The organism is Nonomuraea sp. SBT364, assembly GCF_001083785.1.
GTDB lineage: Bacteria > Actinomycetota > Actinomycetes > Streptosporangiales > Streptosporangiaceae > Nonomuraea.
The window spans coordinates 50,157-65,096 of the sequence record NZ_LAVL01000037.1 but is presented as its reverse complement, the minus strand read 5'-3'; the positions used below and the strand labels follow the sequence as shown (position 1 = coordinate 65,096).

Genomic DNA, 14,940 nt, shown 5'->3' with positions numbered 1-14,940 from the left:
CGTTGCCCGCGTCCACCAGAGACAGGCCGCCGACCGTGTAGTCGGTCGGCCCTTTGCCCAGGTCATTGCTGATGCGCCAGGAAGGCCCGTCCTCGTTGGTGATCGTGAGGTTCAGCGTGGTCATCTTGCCCTCGCGCTGGAGCTGGGTGATGGCCACGGTCATGTCACGTCCGCCGAGCTTGAATCGCTGGGAGGCGATCGGGGCAGGAGCCGAGGGCGATGCGGCCGGCGTGGTCGCAGTGGTGCTGGTGGTCGTCGCCGTCGTCTCAGGTGGTGTGGACTGACCTGATACCGGTGCGGAATCCTCCGTATGGTTCGCCACCCGCGCGCCGTCCTGACGCTCCCCGCCGCCGCTGGGCCCGCCCGTCATGCCGCAGGCCGCCAGCGCGATGATGAGAGCCGGGGCTCCGGCCCGTGCCGCGACATGCCTTGCCATCGGGAAGCTCCTCATCGCCTCTCACTTCATGCGTGTTGAAGGAGACATCGTCTCGGCCCGTCAAGACGTCCACCATGGGGTTATCCCTAGATCTCGCCCGACCGGATGACGGCTTTTACCCCCTTTTGCGGTGCTGGTTGGTGTCATGGGAGGGGCCGATCGGCGTGATTTTGGTGAAGGAGAATTCGTGGGGCTCTGGGCTAGGGGCGGTATCGTGATGCTCGCCGTGGTCGCCAGCATCGGCTACATCGCCGGCACCGGCTGGCTGGACGACCCGCACGCGGCGCCGCTGTGGGATCTGGCGGGGGCATCCGGGCCTTTATGGGCGGCGTGGGTTTACATCGTGATGGGCTTGATCGTCTGGTCGCAGCGGCACGTCAGCGCCCTCGGGCGGCGGACCACCGGGATCGGGTTCGCCTGGTTCCTGCCCGGGTTCCGCTATCTTGACCACCCTGTCCTGGCCGGGATCGGCGAGCTGGCACCCGGAGTGTTGCTGGTGCTCTTCGCCTACGCGGTCGTCGTCTCGTGGCCCGGCTTCTTCTTCACGGTGGCGGGGTTGCTGCTCACCCTGCTCGGCTGGCTGGCCGGAGGGGTGACGGCGATGGAGGTCTTCCTGCCCGTGCCCGGTCTCGGGCTGCTGCTGGTGGCGCTGGTGACCTGGCCGATCGAGGTGCTGGCGCGGGTGATTTGCGCCGGCAACACGCGCGTACGCGGGCTGCTCACGGAGTGTGAGCACCTGTACGGCGAGGTCAGGGACGCCAGGGGGAAGGCGGTGGAGGCCATGGACGCCGGGCGTCGCAGCATCGAGCGCGACCTGCACGATGGCGCGCAACAGCGCCTGATGAACGTCGGCATGTCGCTCAGCCTGGCCCGCACCCGCGTGGCCGGGGCGCCGGAGGCCGGGGCGGCGCTGGACCGGGCGGCCAGGGAGCTGGACGCGGCCCTCGGCGAACTGCGCGAGCTGGCCCACGGCGTCTATCCGGCGGCCCTGGCGGGCGTGGGACTGGGGCCTGCGGTGCAGTCGCTGGCCGAACGCGCGGTCCTGCCCGTGGTTCTGGCGGAGGTGCCCGCGCGCCGGTTGCACCTCCGCGTCGAGGAGACGGCCTATTTCCTGGTCTCCGAGGCCGTGACCAACGCCGCCAAGCACGCCCGGGCCTCGCAGGTCGTCGTCCGGCTCCGTGACGAGGGCGACCGGCTGTCCGTGGCCGTGAGCGACGACGGTGCCGGGAACGCGGACCCGTCGGGCAGCGGGCTGCGCGGACTCGCCGACCGGGCCGCGGCGATCGGCGGCCACCTGCACGTGCACAGTCCCGCCGACGGGGGCACCTGTGTGACGGCGAGCCTGCCCATCGCCGACCAGCCGTGACGGCGGAGCCGTGCCCACGGCGCGAGCCGCAGGGTTAACCCTCTGGCAGCTGCCCCGCACGGCCGCGAGCATGGCCTTGCCGGGCCCGCAGGCGGGCGAGGGGGAAGCAGCCGGCCCTCTAGTCCGGCGCGCACGCGTGACCGGCTGTCACCGTTCCGCATTGGAGGGTTCCATGAAGATGAAGACCGTCGTGACCGCAGTCGCCGCGTTCGCCTCACTGAGCATGCTCGCTCCGGCCGCCGGAGCCGTCGGCGTCGCCGTCCCGCCGGACCCTGCTCCGGGAGGGCCGCAGCGGCCGTACGAGCCGGACGTCGAGGCCACGCGGAACATCGACACGCTGTCGGTGACGGCCACTCGCGGCGCCGGACGGAGCGTGACGATCGCCTTCGACCGGCGCAGCCGGGCCGAGACGGGTGACGTCCCGGCCGCAGCGAGGCGGTTCGTGTTCCTGTTCGACCGCTCGGTGAGCTTCAACCCCGAGGCGTTTCCCACCTGCGCCCGTACCGTGATCGAGCAGAAGGGGGTGGCGGCGTGCCCGGCCGGGTCGCGGATCGGCGGCGGCCGCGGAGAGTTCCCGAGCGGCGAGCCGCAGGAGGTGCACGCCTTCAACACGCGGATCGGGCGCTCACCAGGAGTGCTGGTGGTGATGCCCGCCTCAGGCGTGATCCTTGAGCAGACCCTGGAGCGCGTCGCGTCCCCGTACCGGAAGGACTACCGGTGGGCGCTGGACGAGATCGTGCCGCCCACGTCCGTCCCGCCGCAGGAGCGGGTGGGAACCACTCGTTTCCAACTCTCGTTCGGCGCCACCCGCCGGCACCACGGCCGTACCGTCGGCTTCGCCGAGACCACCGCGAGGACGGGTGGCGATCTCCGCTTCGGCCTGTGGACCGAGTTCGTCACGGGACAGGTCCTCCTGCCCACCGCCAGGACGCCGCTTGCGGCAGGGACGGAGGGCGGGCAATGAGCCGGCGGGATCAGGCCGCCCGGCAGGAAGAGGGAGATTCAGCGCTGCAGGTACGCCAGGACGGCTAGGACCCTGCGGTTGTCGTCCTCTGTGTGCGCCAGGTGGAGCCGATCGAAGATGTTGCGCACATGCGCCTCGACCGTCTTGACGGTGACGCTCATGGTCCTGGCGATGGCCGCGTTCGTCCGCCCCTCCGCCATCAGGCCGAGCACCCGGCGCTCCCGATCGGTCAGCTCGTCTAGGGGATTTCGCGTACGTCGGCGCCGCAGCAGCCGGTCGACGACCGACGGATCGAGGACCAGACCGCCGGCGCCGACGTTCCGAACGGCGTTCTCCAGGTCGTCCAGCCGGTTGACCCGGTCCTTGAGCAGGTATCCCGCGCCTCCGCCGCCGGCCCCGGCCTCTTGGAAGAGCTGGCCCGCGTAGTGCGTCTCGACGTACTGCGACAGGATGAGCACGCCCAGACCGGGATAGGCGCCGCGCAACTCCCGAGCCACGCTGAGACCCTCGGCCGTGTACGTGGGCGGCATGCGGACGTCGACCACGACCACGTCAGGCGGATCCTGGCGTACGAGCGTGGCCAGCCATCCGGCGTCACCGGCCTGGCCCGTGACCTGAAACCCGCGCTCGGTGAGGAGCCGTGCCAGCCCCTCACGAAACAGCAGAGAGTCATCGGCCACCATCACCCGCATGCCTACCGGCCTTTCATGAGCTGTTGATCATGCTCAAGCCTATTAGACGCCTGCCGACAGGGGCTTAAGTGCCGGAAGCGGCCGTCAGCCGCAGCGCGTGCGCCCTGTTCACCTCGGCCAACCGGCCGAGCAGGCCGACGAAGCGCCGCAGCTCGGCCGGGGGGACGTCGTCCAGTACGGCGACGGCATCCGCATGGACCTGGTCCCAGGTGGCGGCTCGTAGCTCCGCATGACCTTCCGAGAGGTGAACGACCTGGGACCGGCGATCAGTGGTGCTCTGCCGCCGCACGGCGTAACCCGCCGTCACCAGCCGGTCGACGACCTTGGTGATGGCCGCCGGGCTGAGGTTGCTCAGTGCGGCGAGGCGTTGCGCGGGCAGCTCGCCTCTGCGCTGCAGGATCTCCAGGCAGCGCAGGTCGTTGTGGTTGAGGCCGTACCGGCCTGCCACCGCCTCCAGCAGGGCGCCATGGGTGGCGTGGAGCTCCCGGATCACGTTCAGGGCCGCCGCCGCGTCCTCGCCACTGCTCTCGTCCGGTCCTGTGGGTTTGGCCATCATTTTCCTTTTCAGCGTGTACTTTTTACGGCGTGAAATATCTTACCGCTTACGGGATCTGGCCGGCCCTCACCGCAGCGCTGTACTCCCTGTGGGGATTGCTGCACGTGGGGCTGGGCACGGCCATGATCGCGACGGGTGTGTCGAGCGGGCCCCCGGCGGACGAGGCCGCAGCGGAGAGCCTGATGTTCTTCGTGTGCGCCGCCGTCTTCGGGGTCCAGGCCATCGTCATCGCCCTCACGATGAACCGGCGCAACAGCCGGCGCGGCCACTGGCTCAACCTCGTCCCGCTCGGCGTCGTCGACGCGGCGTTCCTGGCCCTGATGGTCGGACCGGCCCACGTCGACCTGGCGGGCGGGTTGTCCGGGCCGGTGATCTGGCTGCTCGCAGCCGTCGCCTCCACGGTCGCGCAGCGCCGCGCACCCGTGTCCGCCTGACCTTCTGAGCGGCGGGCCTTGATCCCCTCGAATGGGTTCAGATCAGGGTTAACCCTCTGGAGACGGCCACACCCGGTCGGAACGATGTCCATGAAGACGATCTCCGTAGGAGGTGAAGGACATGGCCAAGCGCGGCTTCAGCTGGCACTAAGCGATCTCGTACCGGCGGTCCGCTCCTGGCGGGCCGCCTCTCCCTTTCTGGAGTCCCATCCGGTGTCACAGGCTGTAACCTTTCGCCAGGTCTTCTCCTCCCGCGAATACCGAGCTCTCTGGTCGGCGACGCTCCTGTCGGACCTCGGCGACCAGCTCGCCCGCGTGGCCGTCGCGGTGATCGCGTACGAGCGGACCTCCTCGGCGGCGATCACCGCCGTCACGTACGCCCTGACGTTCGTGCCGGCGCTGGCCGGCGGGCCGTTGCTCGGCGGGCTCGCCGACCGCCTGCCGCGCCGCGAGCTGATGTTCCACTGCGACGTGGCCAGGGCCGGTCTCGTCGCGTTGATGGCCGTGCCGGCGATCCCGTTCTGGCTGCTCTGCGCCCTGCTGTTCGCCGTGCACCTGCTGGAGGCTCCGGTCAGGGCGTCGTACAGCGCCGTGTTGCCGCAGGTGTTCGACGACGACCGGTACGTCACCGCGCTGTCGGCGCTGCAGATGGCCTCCCAGCTCACCCGGATCCTGGGGTTCACGGCGGGCGGGCTCGCGGTCGCGTTCGTCGAGCCCTCCTTCGCCCTGCTGATCGACGCCGGCACCTTTCTGGTGGCCGGGATCATCGTGCGGTGGGGGCTGGCGGCCAGGCCGGCTCCCAAGCCCACGGAGACCGCGCCGCACGCGCTCCTGGCCGCCGCGCGGCTCATCGCCGGGGACCCCCGGCTCCGGCTGCTGGTCGCCGCCGCCTGGCTGGCCGGGTTCTACGTGATGCCGCAGGCGCTGGCCGTGCCGTACGCCGACGGGCTGGGGGCCGGGAGCGAGGTGGCGGGGATGCTCATGGCGGCGGTCCCGCTCGGGACGCTCGCCGGCGTGACGGTCTTCGCAAGGTACGTGCCTCCGCGCGCGCGGCTGACCCTGCTGGGGCCGCTGTCCGTGCTGACCAGCGTGCCCCTGGTGTTCGCCGCCTTCGATCCGGGGGTGGCCGGGTCCGTCTTGCTCTGGACACTGATCGGGGTGTTCTCCGCCTACCAGGTCACGGCCAACGCCGAGTTCGTCCGGGCGGTGCCGGACCACCGTCGCGGCCAGGCGGTCGGGCTGGCCGGGTCAGGGCTCGTCGCCGCCCAGGGGCTCGGGATCGCGGCGGGCGGCCTGCTGGCCGAACTCACGGATCCGGCCGCTGCCATCGCCATCGCCGGAGTGGGCGGCGTGCTCGCGGCGGTGCCGATCGCCGTCGCCTGGCGGCCGATCGCCCGCGAGAGCGGCGCGCGAGCGGGCTGACCAGGCTCGCAACCCTCGCCGGCCGACACTCGCTCCCTTGTTGCAGAAAGTCTCCAGCCATGCCCCCTCTTCCTCCTGAGCCTCAGCCCCATGGGCGGGCGCCCCACGGACCTCCACGCTCGTGGAACGCACCTCCTCCGGGTCATGCCCCTCAGGGACACCCCTGGCAGGGACCCGCGCCCCAGGGGAACGCGCCCTGGGGATACCCGCCGCCCCCGCCCCGACTGCGTCCGGTTCGCGGGGTCGCGCTCCTCGCCACGCTCGCCCTGGGCTGCCATGCCCTCATAGGAATCTTCACGATGCTCGTCACCTTCTCCTACGTCGACACCGTGGACCGTCTCATCACGGACCGCGACTCCGTGTCCGGCACGGAGATCGAGGGGCTCAACCGTATGCTCGCCGTGACGGGCGTCCTGGACACGCTCATCTCCCTCACGGCCATGGTGACCTTCCTGATCTGGCTCTTCCGGGTCAGGAAGAACGCGGAGATCCTCGCCCCCACCGGCCACCGGCTCATCAGGCCGTGGCTGTTCCTGGGCTGGGTGATTCCGGTCATCGCGCTCTGGTTCCCCAAACGGATCGTGGATGACATCTGGTACGCCTCCGCACGCGCCACCCACCCGGCCCGGCCGCCGAAGCTCCTGATCAACCTCTGGTGGGCGGCCTGGCTGACGGCCGTCCTGGTGACGTACGGGGCAAGGCGACTGCTGGTCAGCGCCGACGAGCACGACCTGGAGAGCCTGATGGACTCGGCTTCCTTCGACGTGCTGGGCATCCTGCTGTACTGGGTGGCGGCCGCCCTGGCGATCGGCGTCATCCACCGGATCACCAAGGCCCAGCACCGCCACCGGACTCCACGATGAGATTCAGCGAGTCAACGGCCGTCGCTGTGACATTGCGCCTGCCGATGATCACATCCATGCAGGTCAAGCGGCAGGTGAATACTCGAATGAAAAAGCGGATCACATCATCCCTGGCTGTCGTGTCCTTGGTGTCCGCGTGCGGAACGGTCCCCGACGCGGCACCGTCGCCCACCCCTCCCTCACCCCCTCCCACGGCCACCACCAGCGCGCCCGCGCCCGCGACGGCTACGTCCACGCCGTCCGTCACCCCCGGCCGGACCGCGCTCGCCGAGACGCGCAGCACGCTCACGCCCGCTCTCAAGGTCGAAGTGGTGGGGCTGAACCGGGTGCAGGGCGAGCACCTGGTCGTCCAGGTCAGGCTGTCCAACACCGCGACGCGAGGCCGGATCTCCTGGCCCGGCGAGCTGGGCGACGGCACGCGTCCGCTGGGAGCGCGACGGTGGGCGTCCGGCATCGGCGTACTGGACACCCGTGAGCGGTCGTGGATTCTGCCCTACCAGCCGGAGGACTCGCCCTGCCTGTGCAGCGACACGTCACGGGACGGCCTGAGCCGCACCCTCGATCCCGGCGAGTCGGTGACGTTGTACGCGGTCACGCCCGCCCCGGCCGGCGAGCCGGCCACCGCCACGGTGGTCACCCCGGCGGCACCGCCGATGCCGGGCGTGCCGATCAGCGACGAGCCGCCGGTCCCCGCCCCGGGCATGAACATCCCTTCCCCCGGCGCGCAGCCTGTCAGCACCGTCGTCCGCCGGATCGTCACACCGTCGGAATCGCTGGACAAGTCCGAGGAGTCCGCCGACGACGGTGAGCGCCTGCACGTCAACCTGTCGTCGGACGTGCTGTTCGCGGTCAACAAGGCGACCCTGACGAGCCGGGCCCGCGCGGTGCTGGCGCGAACCGCCGAGCGGATCGACGCCTCCACCGGCCCGACGGTACGGGTGGAGGGCCACGCAGACTCCTCGGGCAACGACGCCATCAACGACCCGCTGTCGCGCAGGCGAGCCCAGGCCGTACGCGAGGCGCTGACCGGCCTCATCACGCGGGACGAGGTCTCCTTCGAGGTCGAGGGGTACGGGTCACGCAAGCCGCTCTACAGCAACAGCACCGAGGAGGGCAAGCGGCGCAACCGCCGCGTCACGGTGACGTTCGCCCGGCCGGAGCCCGCCCAGCCGACGCCGGCCGCGACCCCGGCCCCCACAGTCTCGCCGGACGCCACGGGGCTGTCCGGCACCGCCAGAGCCGGCGGGCAGCCCATCTCCCTGCGGGTGACCGGGTTGCGGCGGCTGCCCGACGGGCTCGGCCTGCTGACCTACCGGATCGGCAACGAGGGCACCGAGGAGGTGTCCATCCAGGAACTGCACCAGGCGCAGGACTGGATGTCCTTCAACCGCCGGGCCGCGCAGAACATCGTCCTCACCGACGCCGAGCGGGGACGGCTCTACCGGCCCGGCCGGCTGCAGGTGCCCGACGGCGGCGACGTCGACCTCTACTGCGCGTGCACCGACACCTCGGGGGTACGGCTGTTCAGCTCCAGGTTCGGTCCGCGGCAGGCTCGGGACCTCTGGGCCCTGTTCGAGCTGCCCCCGGCCGCCGCCACGATGCGGGTCAAGGTCGCCGCTTTCGATGAGCTGGAGGTGCCCGTACAGTGAGCCCCCGGGGCTGGGTGGCGCAGCGGTGAACATGGGCCGTGAGAGCGTGCGGGACGGCCGCCGTGCGGCGGTCGGCCACGATCTTGCCGGGATCGCGCACCGCGCTCGGGCCGCCGCCCCGTGGGCCCGGCCGGCTCAGGTGATGGTGAGCGTCGTCAGCCCGGTTGCGCTGGTGAACCCGGTGGTGAGGCACTGCAGCACCCCCGGCTGAACGAGCGTGACGGTCTGTACTGCGGAGGCGCCCTGGAAGCGGCCTTGAACGACAGTGCCGGTGAACGTGGTGATGACCTGACCGGCCACGGCGCTGCTGCTGCCGGTGCCTTCGATGACGCTGCTGTCACCGGTATTCCATTGGACGGCCCGCTGGCCCTCGAATCCACCCAAGAGGTCATTGCAACCGGCGAAGATCGTGAACTGCTCCCCGTACGTCCCGCTCGTCACCTGACCCGCGCCATCGATACAGGAGTTGAACTGCCCGCTCACCGTGATCTCGATGTTGCGCGGGGTGAAGGTGACTCCCGGGCTGTACGTGACGGTCTCGGTGCCCTGGCACTGCGCGGGTGCGGCCGCATGGGCGGGACCTGCGGCCGGAACGACCACGCTGAGGGCGGCGGCGACGGCGATCAGGACGCGCACGCCTCGGGCCCGCCGAGGTGGACGAAAGGTCACAGGAGGCTCCCTGTCGGGGACGAATGGGAGGGATTGGCCGGACGTCGTTCACCGAGCGCAACACTGCGGCTATGAAGACATGACAGCTTCATCATCGGTTCCTCGCCATGACCGTGAAGGTTGCAAATTCGTACCTTGCGGACACGCTAAGTAATATCTACTGTCCTAAGTCGGGGGAACTTGTAACAACCCCGATCCCTCCAGTGCCTTCGAGTGCTTCGCCTCACTGCGAAAGGGACGCCCGTATGCTCACCAGAGTCGCCTCTGTCAGGACTGCGGTCTGCGGAACCATCCTCGCGCTGCTCAGCCCGCTGAGCATGGTGCACGCCGGACCGGCTCACGCGATCGGCCAAGACGTCCTCTGCTCGATCGACGGTACCAACACCCTCGCCTTCTCTCCGAAGCTGCGCCTGACCCAGCAGGCTGTGACCATGACGGGCACCGGAAACTACCCGACCTGCGTGTCGAGCGACCCGGACATCTCCTCGGGCACGTCGACGATCTCCGGGCAGGGGAGCCTGGGCTGTCTGTCCGGCTCCATGCCCGCGACGGAGACGGTGACCTGGAACACCGGCGAGTCTTCGACGATCAGCTACACCGTCACGCTCAACCTGGTCGCGGGCCAGACGGCCTTCGCCGTTATCGGTACCGTCACCGCGGGCAAGTTCGCCGGCGACACCGTGACCTCCGAGGGAGTCACCATCGCCAACCCCATCACGCCGCTCCTGGACTGCCTCGCGCCGGGCTACGCCGGCAGCACGGGCCCGACCATCCTCACGTTCACCGACCTCCAGCCCTGACGGAGACCGAAACACAGCCGTTGGCTGCCCTGCGCACTGCCTACGACCCGCTCGACCGCACCACGACCAAGACCGAGAAGGGAAGGCAAGGCACCGCAGGCGTCCTCCACGACTACGCCGAGCACGTCGGGCGGCTCGGCCCGCGAACTGGTTCGTCGTCCGCAACAACCAACGCGTCTTCACCGAGATCGTGCAGAACTACCTGCGCCGCGTGGACTCTTCCGCCTTTGCGATCAGACTTCGCCATCAACGCCTGGTGATACGCCGCGCTGAGGCACCGTGCTTTCACCGCGCCCGCGGCTGGGCGCGCGATTCCGCAGTACCGTTCAGGAAGCAGGCCGCTCGGCCCGCGCCATCCTGCTTGCCTCATCCGAAGGACCGAGGTCAGGGGCGTGTGTCCGGGTGGAGGGCTCGGGCGCACAGCGTGAGCGCTTCCGTGAGTGTCGTGCGGTCCGGGTCGCCGATCTCGGCGAGCATGACGGCTTCGATGCTGTCGAGGGAGCGGTCGCATCGCCGGAGGGTGCTCAAGCCTTTCGGGGTAAGGCGGGTGCGCAGAGCACGGCCGCCGCAGGGATGCGGATCGCGGCGGATCAGGCCGCGTTGTTCGAGATCGCGGATGACCAGGTTCATCGCCTGCGGAGTGACGAAGGCGATGCGGGCCAGATCGGCCGAGGATGGGGCGTCGCGCAGGCGCAGCTCGCTGAGCGCCATGTATCCGGTGGTCGTCATGCCGTGCCGGGCGAGCGCTTCATCCAGGCAGGCGCGGATGCGGCGTTCCAGCCGGAACACCAGGTAGCTCACACGGGGCGGCGGTGCGTCCGGCGCAGCGGCCGCGGGGACACCCGGATCGGTCACCAGGAGACGATATCGCGCCCCGTCAGGACGGGCTCCGATGTAAGTTTCTCATTCCCTTATCAAGGTCCTTGATAACAAGTTACTTGATAACCAGGGGAAACGGCTCATTGCCAGGTGAGCTGCCGGGCATGCGCACCAGGCGTGCATTGACGGCAGATCGTGGCCCTTTTATTTTCCAGCGACCGACGTCAATACGCGGCGGACCGATCCGTGGCGCGCCGCGGATCTGGAGAGGAGGAGCGCGAATGAGACGATTGACCACGGTGCTGGCCGGTGCCTGCGCCGCGGCGCTCTTTGCCGTCATGACCGTTGTACTCGGATCGCCGGCCGTCGCCGCCACCCTGGTGGAGGTGACCAGCTTCGGCAACAACCCGGGCAACATGCGGATGCACGTCTATGTGCCGGACTCGCGCCCGGCCTCGCCGGCGATCGTGGTTGCGATGCATGGCTGCGGCGGCTCCGGTCCCGGCTTCTACCAGGGCAGTGAGTTCGCCTCGCTGGCGGATCGATATGGCTTCATCGTCATCTACCCGACCGCCACCCAGTCGGCAGGGTTCGGCAACTGCTTCGACACCTGGTCGGACGCGGCCAAGCAGCGCGGCGGCGGCAGCGATCCGGTCTCGATCGGCTCGATGATCGACTACGTCGAGCGGAACCATCAGGGAGATCCGAACCGGGTCTACGCCACTGGAAGCTCGTCCGGCGGCATGATGACCCAGCACATGCTCGCCGTCTACCCGGACATGTTCAAGGCAGGGGCCTCCTTCATGGGTGTGCCCTTCAACTGCTTCGCCGGCGCCTCCGACTACCCGCCCGGAAGCAGCAGGTGCACCGGCGGGAGCATGGACCGTACACCCCAGCAGTGGGGCGATGCGGTCCGCCAGGCGTACCCGGGATATTCCGGCTCCCGCCCGCGCATGCAGCTGTGGCACGGCACCAACGACACCCTCGTGCCCTACTCGCTGCTGCGAGAGTCGATCGAGCAGTGGACCAATGTGTTCGGGCTGAGCCAGACCCCGACCAGCACCGACACCCCGCGGGCAAGCTGGAACCGCAGCCGGTACGCCAATCCGTCCGGCACCGTGCAGGTGGAGGCGTACAGTATCCAGGGCGCCGGGCATGCTCTTCCGCAGAGCGGTATGGCCCTCTACGCCATCGAGTTCTTCGGTTTGACCACCAGTCCGGCCGACACCACGCCACCGACCACGCCCGGCACGCCGGTCGCGTCCAACGTGACCGCCGCCAGTGCCACGCTGACCTGGACCGCGTCCACCGACCAGGGCGGCTCCGGCTTGGCCGGCTACGACGTCTACCGGGAGCAGGGCGCCACCGACCCGCAGCTCGGCCAGTCCACCACCACCACGATCACCCTGACCGGGCTGAGTGCCAGCACCCAATACCAGGTGTACGTACGGGCGCGTGACGGCGCGGGCAACCTGTCGGGCAACTCCGCGCCGGCCACCTTCACCACGGCCGCCACCGGAGGCGACACCATGCCGCCGACCGCCCCGGCCGGGCTCACCGCCTCGGGCACCACCACAACCGGCACCAGCCTGACCTGGACGGCCTCCACTGACGACACCGGTGTGACCGGCTATGAGATCCTGCGCGCTCCCGGCGCGATGGGCGGCACGTTCACCCAGGTCGGCACCTCGGCCACGACCTCGTTCACCGACACGGGCCTGTCCCCGGACACCACCTACCGCTACCAGGTCCGGGCGCGGGATGCCGCCGGTAACGCCTCGCCGGTCTCCAACACCGTCCAGATCACCACTCAGGGAGGTACGACCGGTGCCTGCTCGGCCATTCCGACCGTGCAGTCCCAGTGGGGGAACGGGTATGTGATCCAGCCGCTGACCATCACCAACACCAGCACCTCGACGATCACCAGCTGGACCGTCACCTTTACCCTGCCGGCCGGGCACACCCTGACCGGCTCGTGGAACGCCACCATCACCACCAGCGGCCAGAGCGTCACGGTCAGAAGCGTCAGCCACAACGGCACGCTCGCGCCGGGAGCCGGCACCACCAGCTTCGGCTTCCAAGCGAGCAGGCCCAACGGCGACACCGCCCTGCCGTCCGGCTACACCTGCGCCTGACCTCGTGGCGGCCCTGCGTGACGAAGGGCCGGTCGAGGCGAAGGTCGGCGCCCGTACGGCGGACAGCGGCCGGGCGAGCCGAGAGGAGCGGTCGCCCGGTCCGGCTGTGCTGTCGGCGGCGCGGCAGACCGGCGTCCCCAAGGGCTCGCTGAACCGCAAGCACGTCCTGCGGACCGCCATCACGATCGCCGACGCCGAAGCGCTCGGCGCGGTGTCCATGCATCGGCACGCGACGGGCAGGGACGAGGTGGGCCAGGGTTCGGGTCTGTTCCGACCAGGATTCCGCATGGGCGCTTAGTTGTATCGTGCAACAAGATGGTTGTAGGGTCGAACCATGGCGGATGAACGCGAGCTCCAGGAGGCGGTGGCGGGCTTTGTGCGAGCCTTCGGTCTGCACCGGCCCGACCGGACGCCTTGCGGCCAGCCCATCCCGGTGTCGGAGGCCCACGCGCTGGGCGAGCTGGCCAGGGACGGCGCGCTGCGGCAGTGCGATCTGGCGCAGCGGCTCCGCCTGGAAAAGAGCAGCACCAGCCGCCTGGTCACCCAGCTCATCAACCGCGGCTGGGCCGAACGTGCCCAGGCCCCGGACGACGGGCGCGGTGTGCTGGTCCAGCTCACCCCCGCGGGCACCCACGCCGCGGCGCGGCTGGCCGCGGCCAGGGCGGCACGCTTCGCGGCGGTGCTGGACCGGGTCCCCGCCGGCGAACACGCCAACGTGCTGCGCGCCCTTGAGCTCCTCACGGAGGCGATGGATGAAGATTGAGAATCGACGTGTCCTGCTGGTCATCGCCGCGCTCGCGGTCGTCGCCGCCGCTGTCGGCGGCTACGCTCTCATCGGCCGGAACGGGCAACCCGCCCTGGCCGAGCGGCAGGCGGAGATCGCGGACAAGGGCCAGCAGGTGATGCCGTTCGACCTTGAGCGCACCACCCACCGCTTCACCAAGACCGCCACCGGCGGCGTGCAAACCGTCACCGCGGACGACCCGGCCGACGCACAGCAGGTCAAGCTCGTCCGCGAGCACCTCGCCATGGAAGCCGCCAACTTCAGGCAAGGCGACTACGGCGACCCTGCTTCCATCCACGGCACCGAGATGCCGGGCCTGCGCGAACTTGAACAAGGACACAGCCGGATCGACATCCGCGACACGCCGATCACCGCGGGCTCCCAGGTCACCTACACCACCTCCGACCCGCTCCTGATCAAGGCACTGCACGCCTGGTTCGACGCCCAGGTCACCGACCACGGGCGGCACGCCGAACACGGATAACCCAGCTCGGACGCGCCGTTTTCCGCTCAACATCCATGTACCCGAGATACCTAGCCCGGGTAGGGTTCAATCGCGTCGATACGTAACGGGGGTATCGTACGTCGCCGATCATTCGGTCAGCTCGCCGACTCGAAGGAGCGGCTCGGGCCGGCCGCGCAGGTGCTCGGCTACCCGATGCTCCCCCAGGTCGGCAGCATCGCCGCCACGGCACCGCCGTCGCCGGACCCCTACCTGCAACCCATCGTGAAAGGACTCCGATGATCTCGATTCGCCGCGCCACCTCCGCGGACGCCGCCACCGTGCACGCCCTCATCTGCGAGCTGGCCGAACACCAGGACCAGGCATGGGGCATCACCGTAAGCGTCCCTGACCTGCGGCAGATGCTGGCCCGCCCGGAGATCACCTACCTGATCGCCGAACGGGACGGCCAGCCCGTCGGCTACGTCTCCTGGCTGGAGCGGATCAGCTTCTGGTCCGGCGAGAACTATCTCCATCTGGACGACCTCTATGTCGCCGCCACCGAACGCGGCCACGGAGTGGGAGAGCAACTGATGCGCGCGGCGGCCGAGGCCGCCGACGGCAAGGTGATCCGCTGGGAGGTCGCCGAGGCCAACGAGGCGGCGCAGCGGTTCTACACGCGCATCGGCGCCACCCTCCTCTCCAAGAAGATCGGCCGCTGGCAGCCGAGGTAACCCCCCGCGCGGTTCCACTGGGCCAGTGCGATCAACAGGCCAACGGCCCTGGACGACAGCCCGGCCGCTCGCCTTGATCGCGCCGGCCCACATCTACCTGCCCGCCGGCGAAGGGGCCGGTCAGGCGATCCTCGCCGAGCACGGCCCAGCTCTGGGGCCGGGTACGTCCGGCCTC

17 protein-coding genes are annotated in these 14,940 nt (G+C 69.8%); 12 read left to right on the top strand and 5 right to left on the bottom strand.

The window, feature by feature from the left end:
* On the bottom strand, positions 1–451 hold a 451-nt coding region (locus ADY59_RS50105; protein ID WP_156325590.1), incomplete at its 3' end, for a hypothetical protein.
* A 172-nt stretch (positions 452–623) separates the two neighbouring features.
* Between ADY59_RS50105 and ADY59_RS47575 the strand changes: the two genes are divergently transcribed.
* On the top strand, positions 624–1,802 hold the full coding sequence (locus ADY59_RS47575) for a sensor histidine kinase (RefSeq protein ID WP_197093734.1): 1,179 nt from the start codon (positions 624–626) through the stop codon (positions 1,800–1,802).
* A gap of 172 nt (positions 1,803–1,974) precedes the next feature.
* On the top strand, positions 1,975–2,766 hold the full coding sequence (locus tag ADY59_RS18970; protein ID WP_197093733.1) for a hypothetical protein: 792 nt from the start codon (positions 1,975–1,977) through the stop codon (positions 2,764–2,766).
* Positions 2,767–2,804: 38 nt separating this feature from the next.
* On the opposite strand, the gene ADY59_RS18965 is transcribed toward ADY59_RS18970, so the two are convergent.
* The gene (locus ADY59_RS18965; RefSeq protein ID WP_331459491.1) at positions 2,805–3,449 is read right to left on the bottom strand and encodes a response regulator transcription factor; all 645 of its coding nucleotides are present in this window, start codon (positions 3,447–3,449) and stop codon (positions 2,805–2,807) included.
* A gap of 73 nt (positions 3,450–3,522) precedes the next feature.
* Positions 3,523–4,011 carry a MarR family winged helix-turn-helix transcriptional regulator gene (locus ADY59_RS18960; protein ID WP_197093732.1) on the bottom strand — a complete coding sequence of 163 codons (489 nt, stop codon included), beginning with the start codon at positions 4,009–4,011 and terminating at the stop codon, positions 3,523–3,525.
* 32 nt (positions 4,012–4,043) lie between these two features.
* On the opposite strand from ADY59_RS18960, the gene ADY59_RS18955 reads away from it, so the two are divergent.
* The 4 genes from ADY59_RS18955 (at position 4,044) to ADY59_RS18935 (ending at position 8,382) form a co-directional block, all read left to right on the top strand.
* A complete protein-coding gene (locus ADY59_RS18955; RefSeq protein ID WP_197093731.1) occupies positions 4,044–4,448 on the top strand; it encodes a hypothetical protein in 405 nt (134 codons plus the stop codon).
* 213 nt (positions 4,449–4,661) lie between these two features.
* Positions 4,662–5,870, top strand: a complete 1,209-nt coding sequence (locus ADY59_RS18950) for an MFS transporter (protein ID WP_053174897.1) — start codon at positions 4,662–4,664, stop codon at positions 5,868–5,870.
* A 299-nt stretch (positions 5,871–6,169) separates the two neighbouring features.
* Complete coding sequence (locus ADY59_RS18945; protein WP_049563869.1) at positions 6,170–6,733, top strand: DUF4328 domain-containing protein; 564 nt, start codon at positions 6,170–6,172, stop codon at positions 6,731–6,733.
* A 119-nt stretch (positions 6,734–6,852) separates the two neighbouring features.
* A complete protein-coding gene (locus tag ADY59_RS18935; RefSeq protein WP_197093730.1) occupies positions 6,853–8,382 on the top strand; it encodes an OmpA family protein in 1,530 nt (509 codons plus the stop codon).
* 135 nt (positions 8,383–8,517) lie between these two features.
* On the opposite strand, the gene ADY59_RS18930 is transcribed toward ADY59_RS18935, so the two are convergent.
* A complete protein-coding gene (locus tag ADY59_RS18930) occupies positions 8,518–9,018 on the bottom strand; it encodes a hypothetical protein (protein ID WP_049563866.1) in 501 nt (166 codons plus the stop codon).
* A 350-nt stretch (positions 9,019–9,368) separates the two neighbouring features.
* Between ADY59_RS18930 and ADY59_RS18925 the strand changes: the two genes are divergently transcribed.
* A complete protein-coding gene (locus tag ADY59_RS18925) occupies positions 9,369–9,851 on the top strand; it encodes a hypothetical protein (RefSeq protein ID WP_156325588.1) in 483 nt (160 codons plus the stop codon).
* A gap of 384 nt (positions 9,852–10,235) precedes the next feature.
* Here the strand turns inward: ADY59_RS18925 and ADY59_RS18920 are convergent, their stop codons facing one another.
* Positions 10,236–10,706 carry a MarR family winged helix-turn-helix transcriptional regulator gene (locus ADY59_RS18920; protein ID WP_231618774.1) on the bottom strand — a complete coding sequence of 157 codons (471 nt, stop codon included), beginning with the start codon at positions 10,704–10,706 and terminating at the stop codon, positions 10,236–10,238.
* Between the two features lie 245 nt (positions 10,707–10,951).
* Here ADY59_RS18920 and ADY59_RS52615 point away from each other — a divergent pair, with 245 nt between their 5' ends.
* The 5 genes from ADY59_RS52615 (at position 10,952) to ADY59_RS18895 (ending at position 14,765) form a co-directional block, all read left to right on the top strand.
* A complete protein-coding gene (locus tag ADY59_RS52615) occupies positions 10,952–12,805 on the top strand; it encodes an extracellular catalytic domain type 1 short-chain-length polyhydroxyalkanoate depolymerase (RefSeq protein ID WP_082310214.1) in 1,854 nt (617 codons plus the stop codon).
* 4 nt (positions 12,806–12,809) lie between these two features.
* Positions 12,810–13,103, top strand: coding sequence for a hypothetical protein (locus ADY59_RS18910; protein ID WP_049563863.1), 294 nt, complete (start codon positions 12,810–12,812; stop codon positions 13,101–13,103).
* A gap of 36 nt (positions 13,104–13,139) precedes the next feature.
* On the top strand, positions 13,140–13,568 hold the full coding sequence (locus ADY59_RS18905; RefSeq protein WP_049563861.1) for a MarR family winged helix-turn-helix transcriptional regulator: 429 nt from the start codon (positions 13,140–13,142) through the stop codon (positions 13,566–13,568).
* Positions 13,558–14,073: a hypothetical protein gene (locus ADY59_RS18900; RefSeq protein ID WP_063780705.1), complete on the top strand. Its 516-nt coding sequence runs from the start codon at positions 13,558–13,560 to the stop codon at positions 14,071–14,073. Before ADY59_RS18905 ends, ADY59_RS18900 begins: the two co-directional genes overlap by 11 nt.
* Before the next feature lie 257 nt (positions 14,074–14,330).
* Entirely contained in the window at positions 14,331–14,765 is a 435-nt protein-coding gene (locus ADY59_RS18895; RefSeq protein WP_049563860.1) for a GNAT family N-acetyltransferase, read from the top strand.
* Positions 14,766–14,940: the final 175 nt, after the last annotated feature.

What these genes read in the sequence shown, in the direction of transcription:
- ADY59_RS18965 (WP_331459491.1), bottom strand. Translation starts at nt 3,449, where the DNA reads ATGGTGGCCGATGACTCTCTGCTGTTTCGTGAGGGGCTGGCACGGCTC.
- ADY59_RS18900 (WP_063780705.1), top strand. Translation starts at nt 13,558, where the DNA reads ATGAAGATTGAGAATCGACGTGTCCTGCTGGTCATCGCCGCGCTCGCG.
- ADY59_RS18925 (WP_156325588.1), top strand. Translation starts at nt 9,369, where the DNA reads ATGGTGCACGCCGGACCGGCTCACGCGATCGGCCAAGACGTCCTCTGC.
- ADY59_RS18905 (WP_049563861.1), top strand. Translation starts at nt 13,140, where the DNA reads ATGGCGGATGAACGCGAGCTCCAGGAGGCGGTGGCGGGCTTTGTGCGA.
- ADY59_RS52615 (WP_082310214.1), top strand. Translation starts at nt 10,952, where the DNA reads ATGAGACGATTGACCACGGTGCTGGCCGGTGCCTGCGCCGCGGCGCTC.
- ADY59_RS18945 (WP_049563869.1), top strand. Translation starts at nt 6,170, where the DNA reads ATGCTCGTCACCTTCTCCTACGTCGACACCGTGGACCGTCTCATCACG.
- ADY59_RS18895 (WP_049563860.1), top strand. Translation starts at nt 14,331, where the DNA reads ATGATCTCGATTCGCCGCGCCACCTCCGCGGACGCCGCCACCGTGCAC.
- ADY59_RS18960 (WP_197093732.1), bottom strand. Translation starts at nt 4,011, where the DNA reads ATGGCCAAACCCACAGGACCGGACGAGAGCAGTGGCGAGGACGCGGCG.
- ADY59_RS18970 (WP_197093733.1), top strand. Translation starts at nt 1,975, where the DNA reads ATGAAGATGAAGACCGTCGTGACCGCAGTCGCCGCGTTCGCCTCACTG.